The organism is Streptomyces sp. NPDC058086 (genome assembly GCF_042885015.1).
Classification (GTDB): Bacteria; Actinomycetota; Actinomycetes; order Streptomycetales; family Streptomycetaceae; genus Streptomyces.
Genome location: NZ_JBHVST010000184.1, coordinates 1 through 12,464 on the forward strand (window position 1 = coordinate 1; position 12,464 = coordinate 12,464).

The following is a 12,464-nucleotide window of genomic DNA, read 5'->3' on the forward strand; positions in this document are numbered from 1 at the left end:
TCCACGGCGATCACGTCCCGTCCGGCGCTTTCAGCCTTGGCGTGCAGGATCGTCAGGAACACCCCCCATCCGGCATCGTTGATCGACGTGTTGAGTCCGGCCTTCGCGGCGGCCCCGTTGGGCAGGAAGGTGTCCGGCCGGCCGGGGTCGGGCCTCGGTGCGGGGGCCTTGCTCATGTTGCGGATCTTGAGGTCTTCGTGCGCGATGAAGATGAAGTCGTGTGCGCGGACCAGGCCGAGCGCGGTCTTGTGTGCGTGGTCGAGCCGCTGGCGACGTACCTTGCCATGCAGTTCGGCGGCCTTCTCCACCGCGCGCTGGTGGTTGGCGGTGCGGTCCTTCGCCTTGCGGCGCGGGAACCGGGACAGGGCCTGCTGCGCGGCTGCAAGCTTCGCGGCGGCCGTGGCGCGGGCTGGGCACGAACCCGCCGTTCGAGTCGGCGAGGAAGTTCGCGATGCCCATGTCGATCCCGACCACGCTGCCGCTCGCGGGCAGCGGTTCGGGCTGGTCCTGCTCGGCACTCAGCACGACGAACCACTTACGGCCCTCGCGCTTGACCGACACGGTCTTGACCCTGCCGGCCACGGCGCGGTGCCGGTTGACCCTGACGTGACCGACACCCTGGAAGCGGACGCGGGTGACGGGGTCGTGCGGGGTGGAGTCCCAGCGGCAGCCGTCCCCGTCCTTGGGGAACTCCACCGTGTCGAACCAGTTCACCCCACCGAAACGCGGATAGCCGGGCGTCTCACCGGACGTGACCCGGCGGAAGAACGCCTGCATCGCCTTGTCGAGACGGCGCAAGGTGGCCTGCTGCGAACTGAACGACCAGCGGCCCTGACGCTCCGGGTCGAAGGCCCGGATGTCCTTGAGCTGCGCGGACTGCATCCCGTACCTGACGCTCGTCTTCGAGACATGCCGGTAGGCGTCACGGCGTTCCTGCAACGCCCCGTTGTAGAGGGCACAGTGATCCCGCAGCATCCCGGACAGTGCCTGAGCCTGCCGGACGGTGGGCGGCATGAGGAACTTGTACGCACGGATCACCCCAACGCCCGCCCCCTCCAGTCGAGTTCACCCAATGCTATTACATTTGCGCATTTGGCGTATGTCACCACGCTGGGAACCAGATCCCGATATTCGTCGGGGAAACCATGTCATCTGCAAACCTCCATGTGCACTTGGTGTTTGTCACCAAGGCCGGTCTCAGATCTTCAACGGCGAGATGCTGACGCGCTGCGAGGCGATCATGCGGGACGTGTGCGAGAGCTTCGGCGCAGAGCTGCGGGAGTTCAACGGCGAAGGCGACCACGTCCACCTTCTCGTCCACTACCCGCCGAAGGTCGCCCTGTCCAACTCGTCAACTCCCTCAAGGGCGTCAGCTCCCGTTACCTGCGCGCGGAGTACACCGGCCAGATCAACCGGATCGGCACCGGGCCTGTGTTCTGGTCCCCGTCCTACTTCGCGGGCTCCTGCGGCGGCGCACCGCTGAGCATCGTCAAGGACTACATCGACAACCAGAAGCGCCCAGCCTGACCGTCACCCCGGAGACGCAGCGAACTCCGGCGCTTCGCGCCTCCGGGCCGAGGATCGCATTCCCGCCCGGCCTGAAGACCGGGATTCCCTGCGAAGAACAAGGGATGGAACACCGACGGCCGGGCGGTCCGTCTCCGTCTCACCAGTGTTCCATAACTCCGGAAGCCGTCAGACGACGGGCCCAGCCTCAGAGCCTGTCGGGTGGCCAGCAAATTACGCCGAGCATGGGCCGCTGACGGCCTCGGAGTTGTCGCACTGGCACACACCACGTGATCATTCCGGGGCCGTCGCCGTGTCTGGAAGGCAGATCGCAACCGTCACGCGTCTTGCATGACCCAGGCACCCCGACACGCTTTCAGAGGAAGACGCGCGCCACCTCCAGCCACTTCTGGGCGTCCTCGCCGGTCGCCGTCATGTTGGTCTCGGACCAGGGGCGACGCCGGGTGACACACAGGCAGAAGTCGATAGCGCCGCCCTGTACCCGTTGCGCGGCAGCCTCGGGGCCCCACACCCAGGTCCGTCCGTCAGGTGCTGTCAGCTCGACGCGGAAGGGGTCCGCCGGCTCAGGCAGTCCGACGGCGGCGAAGGACAGCGCCCGTCCCAACACCCCCAGCGACGCCACGTGCTGCAGTCGATCCGTCGGGCGGTGTGCCACGCCCACAGCATCGAAGACGTCCTGCCCGTGTGCCCAGGTTTCCATCAGACGAAGGGGTGCCATCAGGGCCGGGGTCACCTTCGACATGTACCAGGGGAATGCGTGGTCCCATGGCGTGTCGCGCAGTGCCGCCGCCAGTTCCGCTCGACCGGCCCGCCACTCGTCCAGAAGTACCGACCGTGGTTTGGCCGCTCCCGCGGCGGCGGCCTTGTCTGCGTACCCGCTGCCTTCGGCTTCCGCCCGCCCGAGCTCGGCGCCGAACGTGTCCGGAGTGCGTAAGGCGCTGAGTGCGTTCGCGTCCGCCCACGCGAGGTGGGCTATCTGGTGGGCGACCGTCCAGCCCGGTGCCGGTGTCGGTATGGACCAGTCGTCCACTGCCCTGACCAGGACGTCGAGCTCGTCACCCTCAGCCACCAGCGCGGACAGGACACCGGCGTCATCTACATCGGGGACGGCGAGGTTGTAGTTCAACATGTGCGCCATGGTGCCACTCCTTCCTGACCAACGGCGGAGACGAAGTGTGCGGGCAGACTCCGATGTCGCCGGAGTCTGCCCACTCTGTGGTGGGGCTCGTGGCACTACGGGACCACCGTGTTTCCTCGACGGCGGCGCAGAGCGTGTCGGGCTGGCTGGTCATGCGAGACGCGTGACGGTTGCGATCTGCCTTCCAGGCACGGCGACGGCCCCGGAATGATCACGTGGTGTGCGTGATCGTCGACACGATGGGCCTGCTGCTGGTCGTCGCGGTCACTTCCGCGTCCGTGCAGGACCGCGCGGGAGGCCGCACCGTGCTGGCCCGGCTCGCGGCTGCCTTCCGCACGGTCAGCTTGGTGCGGGCCGACGGCGGATACGCCAACTCCGTTGATTGCACGCTGCTTCATGGGCCCGCGACGCGTTGGGCATCGTCGTGGAGATCGTGAAGCCAACGCCGTTGCGTTAACGCTGTGATCTGCGGGGCAAGGGGGTTGGGCGAGGCAATGAGGTCATGGTAGCCCGGCCGGTCACGCGCGCTGTGGCACCGCCCGGGAGCCGAGCGATTCAACCCGAGGACAGCCGAAGCGTCAGTCAGTGGGCGGGTCAGACGCCCGAGCGGTGCCAGGTCCCAGTCTCAATGTCGGTGGGGGATGTCATCCTCGGCTCCATGGATCACTCTGCGCGGATCACCGCGTTCACAGGTCTCGTCGGACCGCCGCCCGGCCCGGCGCCCGCCGTCGACTGGGCGGCGGTCGAGGGCTGGCTCGGCACCCCGCTGCCCGGTGACTACAAGGCGCTCGTGTCGGCGTACGGTGCGGCCGAGATAGGCGGCCCGGGTGCGGCGATCCGGCTGCACCCCCCGTGCGTCAGCACCGACGGCCGCTTCGAGTACGCAGCATGGATCGTCGAGACGCACCGGCACTCGGCGATCCGGCCCGGCATGTTCACCGCGCGTCGGCGCCCCTTCCTGCCCGAAGAGGGCGGCCTGCTCGCCTTCGCCACGACGAGGAGCGGCGACCATCTCTTCTGGAACACGGGCGCGTCGGACGACCCCGACGAGTGGCCGGTCACGCTCATGACCACGAATGTGGCAGTCGGGGTGAGCGAGCCCTGGGTGGACTACGAAGTCCCGTTCCTGGAGCTGCTGTTCACGCTGCTGCGCACCGGCGTGCCGCACCCGGGCGAGCCCGGCGGGCTGCTGGGCCCGCTGTCCTCACAGATACGGGTCTGGCCGCCGCTGGCCGCGGCCGCACCCTGGTCGCCACCGCCTGCGGGCACCGCCGTGGACGCGCGGCAGCACGCGGCGCTCACCGAGGGCTCGGGCCTCGACGCCGTCATGGCGCTGGTTCCACCGCCCCTGGAGCCGTATCTGGGCGAGGGCACATGGGAGCAGGTCTTCGAGCGGCTCGGCACCCGGCTGCCGCCGGACTTCGTGGCGCTCGCGGAGCGGTACGGGGCGGGCAACTGGAGCTGGTGGCTGGACATGAGCGCCCCACTGTCCCTGGACCGGCCACGGGAGCAGGGGCTCGCGGCCACCGTCGAGGGCATGCTTGACGGATACCGCCAACTGCGCGCCGCCCATCCCCAGTACTACCCGATGCCCGCGTGGCCCGAGCCCGGCGGCTTCCTGCCGTTCGCGTCGACGATCGACGGGGACCAGATCGGCTGGTGCGCGGACGGCCCGCCCGAGACTTGGCGCGTAGCCGTCGACCCACGCCACTGGGACCAAGGACCGCCCCTGCCAGGCGACTTCACGGCGACCCTGCTCACGTGGTTGCGCGGCGGCCCCGCCGAATCCGGCTTCCCCGGTCTGACCGGCCGGGACCTGCATCCGCTGGACGTCATGTTCTTCGAACCGTTCGGGCCGGGCGCGCCGTGGTGAAGGCCCCAAGACGACGGGCTGGGGCCTCAGCACCGTTGCGTTAGGGCCATGAGCGTGAACGCCTCCTCTTCCAGGCCCGTCCACGTAGCGATGCCGTACCCGGACACATGCCCGGCCGCCACGGCTTCCTCCAGGACGACGGACGCGTCCCGCATCGCGCGGTGCAGGGCGGGACAGTCGCCGGGGTGGGCGCGCTCCGGGTTGTGGAGCAGGACCAGGTCCCTGCCCCCGCACCCTCTGACACGCACACAGCAGACCGCCTTCCTCCAACAACTGGCCAGCCGCCTCCGACTGCCCCGCCTCGCACCCGTCGATCACGACCTGTTGTGGAAACGCCTGTCCACCCGCTGAGCCGACCCACACCGCTGCCCCAGCCCTCACAAGATCGGCCGACAACACCGGTACCTATAGGCGCGCCAACTGCCCTGCGCAAAAACCGCCACCGCACTCAGCTCGCTACGCAGCACAAACAGCCGGCTCAGCCCATGTACCACCCGTCGCCGACCCCCAGCCCCGAACCGGCTGCCCCCACGGGGCGAAGGACACTGCTCAGTACAGCTGAGCAACAGCAGGCCACAATCAAGATCATTGAGCAAGCACAACAGCTACGCCACAACCGGGCTCTACGCGGAAGGTAATGGGGCGAACACAGCCTCATCCCGGGTGTGTCCGATCGCGCCGGCCGCGGATCGCATCGCTAGGCGGCCCCAGCCTCGAACGCCTCAAGGACCTGAGCACTGCTCAGCAGTCTTGACTATGCATAACCTGTGCATTGCCTGTGCCTGATGTGATCTTTGCCCGGCGGGCCCCACGGTTCGTCTGGCCTTCACTCAGGGCCGGCACAGAGCTTCTAGGGTTACGGCGCCTCCCCCCGCGCGTCCGTCACCTCTGTACGGAGGACAGCTATGACCGCCGTCAAGGCACCCAAGCGCAACCGCCGTTCCCTCACCGCTCTGGCCGGGGCCGTCGCCCTCACCGCCACCTCGATCGGGCTGTGGGCCGTCACGGCCTCCACCGCTCAGGCCGCCGCTCTTCCGACTCCCGACCACGTCGTGGTCGTGGTGATGGAGAACCACGCCTACTCGCAGGTGATCGGCAGCTCCAGCGCCCCGTACATCAACAACACCCTCAAGGCGGGTGGCGCCAACCTCACCCAGTCCTTCGGCCTCACCCACCCCAGCGAGCCGAACTACTACATGCTGTTCTCGGGGTCCAACCAGGGCCGTACCGACGACAGTTGTGTCGGCGTCGGGTCCATCTCCGCACCCAACCTCGCCTCCGAGCTGATCGCCGCCGGCAAGACCTGGAAGAGCTACAACGAGTCGCTGCCCAGCCAGGGTTCGACGGTCTGCAGCAGCGGCAACTACGCGCAGAAGCACAACCCGTGGTTCGGCTTCTCCAACGTGCCGACCAACACCGCGATGACCTTCGCGCAGTTCCCGACCGACTACACGACCCTGCCGAAGGTCTCCTTCGTCACCCCGAACCTGTGCAGTGACATGCACGACTGCTCGGTCTCGACGGGCGACACCTGGATCCAGAACAACCTGGGCGCCTACGCCACCTGGGCCCAGACCCACAACAGCATCCTCGCCGTCACCTTCGACGAGGACAACAAGCAGTCCGGCAACCGCATCCCCACCGTCTTCTACGGGCAGCACGTCACTCCCGGCAGCTCCAGCTCCACCACCTACAACCACTACAACGTCCTGCGGACCGTGGAGGACCTGGCCGGTCTGAGCGCGCACGCGGGCAACGCCGCCTCGGCCTCCGACATCACCGGCATCTGGAACTGACGCCCGTGTATCTCGCGGACTCCCGCAGCACCAAGGCCGCCGTCGTCCCGGACTCCCGTCCGGGGCGGCGGTCGGCCGCCGTGCCCGGCACCGTGCTGGCCCTGGGTGCGGTCAGCCTCATCACGGACATCTCCTCGGAGATGGTCACGGCCGTCCTGCCGCTCTACGTGGTCGCGGGCCTCGGCCTGTCCCCCCTCGGTTTCGGGTTCCTCGACGGCATCAACAACGGTGTCGGGGCCCTGGTCCGGCTGGCCGGCGGCCATCTCGCCGACGGGGGAGGCCGCCGGCACAAGGTCGTGGCGGGCGTCGGCTACGGCCTGTCGGCGGTGTGCAAGCCGTTCCTGCTGCTCGCCCACACCCTCCCCGTGCTCAGCGCCGTGCTCGCGGCCGACCGCACCGGCAAGGGCCTGCGTACGGCCCCCCGGGACGCGATGATCTCGCTGGCCACCGAACCCGAGCACCGGGGACGGGCGTTCGGGGTGCACCGCGCGATGGACACCACCGGTGCGCTGCTCGGCCCGCTCGTCGCCTTCGCGGTCCTGCGGGCCACTGTCGACGGCTACGACGCGGTCTTCGCGGTGAGCGGCTGCGTCGCCGCACTCGGCGTCCTGGTCCTGGTGCTCTTCGTGCCCCGCAGCATCGTCGCCCCCGCCGATGCCGTACGACCGCCCGAGCCGGCCCGGCCCGCGCTGCGGGACGCGATCGGGCTGCTGCGCCGTCCGGGACTGCGCCGGCTCACGGTGTGCGCGGCCCTGCTCGGTCTGACCACCGTCAGCGACTCCTTCCTGTATCTGCTGCTCCAGCGCGACGGAGACCTGCCCGCCCACCTGTTCCCGCTGCTGCCGCTGGGCACCGCCGCCTTCTTCCTGCTGCTCGCTGTCCCGCTCGGCGCCCTCGCCGACCGCGTCAGCCGCCGCCGTCTCTTCCTGGCCGGCCACGGCGTCCTGCTGCTCGGCTACGGCCTGGTGCTCTCCCCGTGGCACGGAGTCCCGGCCGTGGTCGCCGTCCTCGTGCTGCACGGCACCTTCTACGCGGCCACCGACGGAGTGCTCGCGGCCGCCACCGCGGGGGCTGTTCCGGCACAACACCAGGGTGCCGGGCAGGCGTTGGTGGGCACCGGCCAGGCGCTGGCCCGGTTCGCCTGCTCGCTCGCCTTCGGTGCGGCCTGGAGCCTGTGGGGCGGGCGGACCGCGCTCGCCGTCACCGCCGCCGCACTGGCCGTCAGCGCCGTCGTGGCCTCGTTCGTCCTCCGAACCACCGATGAGGTGCCCGCATGACCCGAACAACCCGCCTGGCGATCCTGCTGGTCGCCGTCGTCCTGCTCGGCGCGGTCGGCACCGGGTCGGTGCTGTATGCCGCCCACCGGTCGGGCATGAAGGACCAGCAGCAGGCGAACGGTCCGACCGTGAAGACCGGCACTGTCTCGCTCCGGCCGACGGCCCAACGTCGGCTTCTGGTACGCAACTTGGCCTGGGGCCCGCACCGCGACGAGATCGCCGCCGTGCCCGCCGACCATCCGCGGGGCCCGCGCACCGTGTCCGGCGTCAAGTGCCTGCGCTTCCACGCGGCAGCCGGTACCGGCATCTGTCTGCAGGCCGTACACGGCCCGCTGACGGACACCTACCGAGCGGTGGTGCTCGACGCGCACCTGCATAAGCGGCACAGCTTCCCGGCGGCCGGCATCCCCACCCGGGCCAGGGTCTCGCCCTCCGGACACATGGTCGCCTGGACGGTCTTCGTCAGCGGAGACTCCTACGCGGGCACCAACTTCTCCACCCGCACCGCCATCGTCGACACCCGCACCTGGGCGATCGACGACAACCTGGAGACCTTCCGCGTCACCAAGGACGGCCGGTCCTACCACGCCCCGGACACCAACATCTGGGGCGTCACCTTCGCCGACGACAACCGCTTCTACGCCACGCTGGCGACCGGCGGCCAGACCTACCTCGTCCGGGGCGACGTCACCGCACGCACCCTCACCACCCAGCACCGCAACGTCGAATGCCCCTCCCTCTCACCCGACGGCACCCGCATCGCCTACAAGAAGCGAGTCAAGGGAGCCTCACTCGACGCCCCTTGGCGGCTGTACGTCCTGAACCTGCGCACCATGAAGGAGACCGCGACCGCCGAGTCGCGCAACATCGACGACCAGGCACTGTGGTCCGACGACCACACCCTCGTCTACGCCCTCCCCGGCGACTACGGCTCGGACCTGTGGACCGTCCCCGCCGACGGCACCGGCACGGCCCGCCGACTGATGACCTCCGCCCTCGCCCCCGCCTATCTGGGGTGACCAATCGTCCGCCCTGCATGACAATGCGGCCGTGTCGTGGAGTTGGTGGTGGTACGGCCGCGAGAAGCTGTGTCATATCCGGTGATCTGTGATGTTCCGTAAGGGATTGCGGATTCGTTCAGCTGTGCGTCGGGGACGGGCTGTACTCGGGCAGGAGCGGGATGACTCGCACGCTGAGGAACCCGCCAAGGTCGGCTGAGTGCGATAGCTGCCGATCTTGGCGTGAGCGACGAGGGGGTTGAGGGACATCGGAACGAAGACTGGTGCTAAAAGATTGTTGTATGTGGGTTCAGCGAGTGATCGAACTGACCGGGTGGGAGCCGCTCGGGATCTCCGTCGACTGGGAGGCGATCGAGGGAGAGCTGGGGGTCCCGCTGCCGACGGACTACAAGGAGCTCTACGAGGCGTTCAGCGGCGGCGTCTTCAGTGATTCCGTTTATTTTCTGGGACGCGACGAGGGCATCTCGTTCGACTTCCTGACACAGTGGCGGGTCTCCCTGTCGACCGACCGGGACAGCAGGCTCGGAGACGTCTCCGCCGTCGATCCCTATGCGATCTACGCGCCGGGCGGCAAGGGGCTGGTTGAGTGGGGCTCCACCGAATGGGCCGACGAGTACTTCTGGCTGATCGATGCCGAGCGGCCGGGCGATTACCCCGTCCTTGCGCGGTCCAATGACGTCGGCGGATGGAACCGGTACGACATGTCCACCTCCGAGTTCCTCCACCGCGTCCTTGCCGATCCGGATTTTCAACCTTTCGGGATCGCGCAGTACGGCCTCGGCACGACGTTCACGCCTGGCTCCGGCGACCCCCTCGACGGCCAGCTGCTCTGACGAGAGGCTGGCCGTCCCACGTTCGTGGACACGACAGTGCCGTCGTTTCTCATCGAGATCCGAGAGCCAGGTGATCACCAACTGCCTCCGGAACCGGTCGCCAAACGCTGTTCTTAGACATCAACGAAGCCACCCACTGATTGGCACCGTGCTCAACGTCTTGCCTGTAGGTGTCACGGTCCCCGACAGAAGCGGCTCCGGGCTCGTTGAGGCCGCAGCCCCAGCAGACGACTCGATCGGCGTCTGCTGGGCAGGCGGTGAGGATCCCGCAGCGGGAGCAAGCGTGCTCCGGGTCGCGGTCCAGGACGTCCGTACTGGTGATCCGGGTCTGTGTGCGGCAGAAGCCGCAGCCCACGGTCATGGGCCGGGTCCAGTCGACGTGTCCTCGGTCGACGGTGAGGGTGTAGTCCGCGGAATCCGGCTCCCCGATCAGCCCGCACGCCGTGCACGCGAAGTGCGGCGTGCGTTCCTCTCGGGGGATCTCGGTCACCGGGAATCTCCTCCAGGGCAGCTACGCGTCACAGGTTCTGTCACCGCTTGGTGGTGTGGCTGCGCGACCTCGCGCGAATTGTCCATGTCTGTCTGCGGCTTGGGTAACCCTGTCGGCCCGGGCTGGGTGCGGTGGGGACTCCGGGGCACCTGAGGCCGGGCCTGCCGACGTCAGGCCCGCCGGCGGAACAGGCCACGGAGCCCGCCAGGTGCCTGCCCGTCGACCTATATACGGACCCGGTCCGGCTGGGTCTGTGTCGCCTTCGTCCGTGTACTCGCGGATGATCGTCGGATGGCAGCTTGCCACCCACATGCGACACCGAACTCCCGCTGGATGCCCTGGAGATGGCGCTGTGGCGGCGCGGCATCAAGAAGGGCTCCGGCCTGATTCATCACAGCGACAGGGGCAGTCAGCCCGGGGTGCGGGGCTTCGCTGCCCCGATACACGCGACCGCGGAGGCGGCCGGCCCGTCCACGGCCGGCCGGCTCCGCGTCCGGTCACTCCTCGGCGGCGGCGAGGGCGGCCAGTTCGCGGTCGACCGCCAGCTGGTGCGCCTCGGCGTCCTCACGCGCCTTCTTCGGGCTCCAGCGACCTGCCATCACGAAGACGAAGGGCAGGAAGAGCACCTGGCCGCCGACGCAGATCCACCACCAGTTGCGCCACTCGCCGGGCCCGTCCTTCGACGCCTTCTGGACCTTGGGGCCGTACTCCTGCAGCAGCTTCAGCTGCGGCGCCGCCTTCTGCACGACACCCAGGTTCTCCGCACCGACCTCCTTGACGGCGCGGGCGCCCAGCGCGGGCGGCACCGTGGTCGGGGTGTACTTGTTCAGCTCGGCGAAGAGCTGAGGGTGCGCGTTGACGATGGCCAGCGCGGGCGCAGCTTGCACCGAGGCGGCCTTGACCTCGGTGCCGTGCTCCACGAGCGGGGTCACGGAAGTCACCAGCACCGGGATGAAGGCCGCGGAGACGGCGACCACGATGCGCACCGTCCAGCCCCACACCGCCAGGCCCGCCGCGGTTGCCGCCGGGTTGTGCTTCTCCACGGTCTCCGTGAAGCTCGCCATCCAGGGCGCGTAGGCGATGCCGCTGAAGACGCCGATGCCGATGAACAGCCAGGCGAAGGTGTAGTAGTCGGTCGTCAGGTGGGTGGCGCGGGTGGCGAAGATCGCGGTCACCACGACGGAGCCGACCGCGCCGACGATCATGAAGGGCTTGCGCACCTTCAGCCGGTCCGAGAGCAGGCCGACCAGGACCAGGGCGATGGCGTTCGCCCCCCAGTACCAGTTGGCCAGCGCGTTGGTGCGCTGCTCGCTGTAGCCGAAGGTGGTCGCGAAGTAGACGACGAAGTTGCCGACCGCCGCGTAGTACAGCAGCAGGAACACGGCGATGGCGAAGGCCGAGCCCAGAACGTCCAGGCGCATCATCTGCCGCCACTCGCCGCGGCGCACCGCCTCGGTGTCCAGTCCCTTGGCGCGCGCCTCGACCAGTGCCCGGTCCCGCAGCGACACCATGGTCTGGTCGCGCAGCGCCGGGGACAGCTCGCGCAGCGCGAAGATTGCGACGACGAAGACGACGAACCCGGCGATCGCCGAATAACGCAGCTCGTCCTGCCAGGTGGCGCTGTCGAGGGTGTTGCTGGTGACGGTGGTGACCACCAGAGAGCCGATGACCGGGCCCATCGTCCAGTACCCCATCGCGGTGGCCCGGCCGAGCTGTGGGGAGAAGTCCCTGATCAGCGCAGGGGTGGCGACCAGCACGATGCCCTCGATGAAGCTGACGAGCGCGAAGAGCACCAGATAGGTGGTCTTGTTCGCCGCGTTCGGCAGCCCGGAGAAGACCAGCAGCGCGGCGATCAGCAGCCCGTAGACCACCAGATTCGCCCGGCCCCAGCGATCCGCAAGACCGGCCACGAGCGAGGCGAAGGCCCCGATCGCGTTGCCGATCACCGAGACCCAGACGAAGTAGCGGTACGTCATGTCGAAGTGCGTGATGATCGACGTCGCCACCGCGTACTGGATGTACAGCATGTAGTACAGGACGACGGTGGTGACGACCACAATCGCGAGATACGCCATACGGCGACCGGTGGGCGGGTAGTCCGCCAGGTCGCGGCGGTACAGCCGGGCCAGCGGGCCGCGGGCGTCCACGGCGGGCCCATCGGGCGTGGGTCTGTCGGCGTCGAACGCCGTCGGAGTGGCGGACATACGGCTCCTCCTGGGTATACGGAAACCGGGTGTTTGTGTCGGGGCGACGGGAGCGCGCTGCGCCCGGCTCCGAGAGCGTGGCCAGAGGCTAGTACCGACTAGTCGGTATGCCTAGGGGTCTGCACAAAGTCATTCACCCCGTTCATCACCCGGCCGCCGACGGACCCCAGCGAAGCCGTCCAGAACGACGAGCAGATCCGCAACCGCACCACCCCTTGTTCTTCGCAGGGAATCCCGGTCTTCAGGCCGGGCGGGAATGCGATCCTCGGCCCGGAGGCGCGAAGCGCCGGAGTTCTCTGCGCCTTTG

10 protein-coding genes and 3 pseudogenes are annotated in these 12,464 nt (G+C 68.7%); 8 read left to right on the forward strand and 5 right to left on the reverse strand.

Going from position 1 to position 12,464, the window contains the following annotated elements; all coding sequences use genetic code 11:
- Positions 1-1,038, reverse strand: a pseudogene (locus ACFVWD_RS55295) (RNA-guided endonuclease InsQ/TnpB family protein); the annotation flags it as partial.
- Positions 1,039-1,099: 61 nt separating this feature from the next.
- Between ACFVWD_RS55295 and tnpA the strand changes: the two are divergent.
- Positions 1,100-1,527: pseudogene (tnpA, locus tag ACFVWD_RS55300) on the forward strand (IS200/IS605 family transposase).
- A 355-nt stretch (positions 1,528-1,882) separates the two neighbouring features.
- On the opposite strand, the gene ACFVWD_RS55305 reads toward tnpA, so the two are convergent.
- A complete protein-coding gene (locus tag ACFVWD_RS55305) occupies positions 1,883-2,665 on the reverse strand; it encodes a TIGR03084 family metal-binding protein (protein WP_389606525.1) in 783 nt (260 codons plus the stop codon).
- A gap of 224 nt (positions 2,666-2,889) precedes the next feature.
- Here ACFVWD_RS55305 and ACFVWD_RS55310 point away from each other — a divergent pair, with 224 nt between their 5' ends.
- Both ACFVWD_RS55310 and ACFVWD_RS55315 read left to right on the forward strand, forming a co-directional pair.
- The gene (locus ACFVWD_RS55310) at positions 2,890-3,102 is read left to right on the forward strand and encodes a transposase (RefSeq protein WP_389606526.1); all 213 of its coding nucleotides are present in this window, start codon (positions 2,890-2,892) and stop codon (positions 3,100-3,102) included.
- 221 nt (positions 3,103-3,323) lie between these two features.
- Positions 3,324-4,538, forward strand: a complete 1,215-nt coding sequence (locus ACFVWD_RS55315; RefSeq protein ID WP_389606528.1) for an SMI1/KNR4 family protein — start codon at positions 3,324-3,326, stop codon at positions 4,536-4,538.
- Between the two features lie 26 nt (positions 4,539-4,564).
- Here ACFVWD_RS55315 and ACFVWD_RS55320 read toward each other — a convergent pair whose 3' ends face one another.
- Positions 4,565-4,786 carry a hypothetical protein gene (locus ACFVWD_RS55320; protein WP_389606530.1) on the reverse strand — a complete coding sequence of 74 codons (222 nt, stop codon included), beginning with the start codon at positions 4,784-4,786 and terminating at the stop codon, positions 4,565-4,567.
- A gap of 657 nt (positions 4,787-5,443) precedes the next feature.
- Here ACFVWD_RS55320 and ACFVWD_RS55325 point away from each other — a divergent pair.
- From ACFVWD_RS55325 to ACFVWD_RS55345, 5 genes and pseudogenes are all read left to right on the forward strand, one after another.
- Positions 5,444-6,334: an alkaline phosphatase family protein gene (locus ACFVWD_RS55325; protein ID WP_389606531.1), complete on the forward strand. Its 891-nt coding sequence runs from the start codon at positions 5,444-5,446 to the stop codon at positions 6,332-6,334.
- Between the two features lie 5 nt (positions 6,335-6,339).
- Positions 6,340-7,611 (forward strand): MFS transporter, encoded by a 1,272-nt coding sequence (locus tag ACFVWD_RS55330; protein WP_389606533.1) that lies wholly within the window; start codon positions 6,340-6,342, stop codon positions 7,609-7,611.
- Positions 7,608-8,630, forward strand: coding sequence for a TolB family protein (locus tag ACFVWD_RS55335; protein WP_389606534.1), 1,023 nt, complete (start codon positions 7,608-7,610; stop codon positions 8,628-8,630). The genes ACFVWD_RS55330 and ACFVWD_RS55335 overlap by 4 nt, the downstream gene beginning before the upstream one ends.
- 296 nt (positions 8,631-8,926) lie before the next feature.
- Positions 8,927-9,463 (forward strand): SMI1/KNR4 family protein, encoded by a 537-nt coding sequence (locus tag ACFVWD_RS55340; RefSeq protein ID WP_389606535.1) that lies wholly within the window; start codon positions 8,927-8,929, stop codon positions 9,461-9,463.
- A 712-nt stretch (positions 9,464-10,175) separates the two neighbouring features.
- Positions 10,176-10,366: pseudogene (locus tag ACFVWD_RS55345) on the forward strand (DDE-type integrase/transposase/recombinase); the annotation flags it as partial.
- Between the two features lie 84 nt (positions 10,367-10,450).
- On the opposite strand, the gene ACFVWD_RS55350 reads toward ACFVWD_RS55345, so the two are convergent.
- Positions 10,451-12,157, reverse strand: coding sequence for an MFS transporter (locus tag ACFVWD_RS55350; RefSeq protein ID WP_389606536.1), 1,707 nt, complete (start codon positions 12,155-12,157; stop codon positions 10,451-10,453).
- Between the two features lie 98 nt (positions 12,158-12,255).
- Positions 12,256-12,464 (reverse strand): hypothetical protein (locus ACFVWD_RS55355; RefSeq protein ID WP_389606537.1); only part of this gene is annotated, 209 nt, incomplete at its 5' end.

What these genes read in the sequence shown, in the direction of transcription:
- ACFVWD_RS55305 (WP_389606525.1), bottom strand. Translation starts at nt 2,665, where the DNA reads ATGGCGCACATGTTGAACTACAACCTCGCCGTCCCCGATGTAGATGAC.
- ACFVWD_RS55315 (WP_389606528.1), top strand. Translation starts at nt 3,324, where the DNA reads ATGGATCACTCTGCGCGGATCACCGCGTTCACAGGTCTCGTCGGACCG.
- ACFVWD_RS55325 (WP_389606531.1), top strand. Translation starts at nt 5,444, where the DNA reads ATGACCGCCGTCAAGGCACCCAAGCGCAACCGCCGTTCCCTCACCGCT.
- ACFVWD_RS55335 (WP_389606534.1), top strand. Translation starts at nt 7,608, where the DNA reads ATGACCCGAACAACCCGCCTGGCGATCCTGCTGGTCGCCGTCGTCCTG.
- ACFVWD_RS55350 (WP_389606536.1), bottom strand. Translation starts at nt 12,157, where the DNA reads ATGTCCGCCACTCCGACGGCGTTCGACGCCGACAGACCCACGCCCGAT.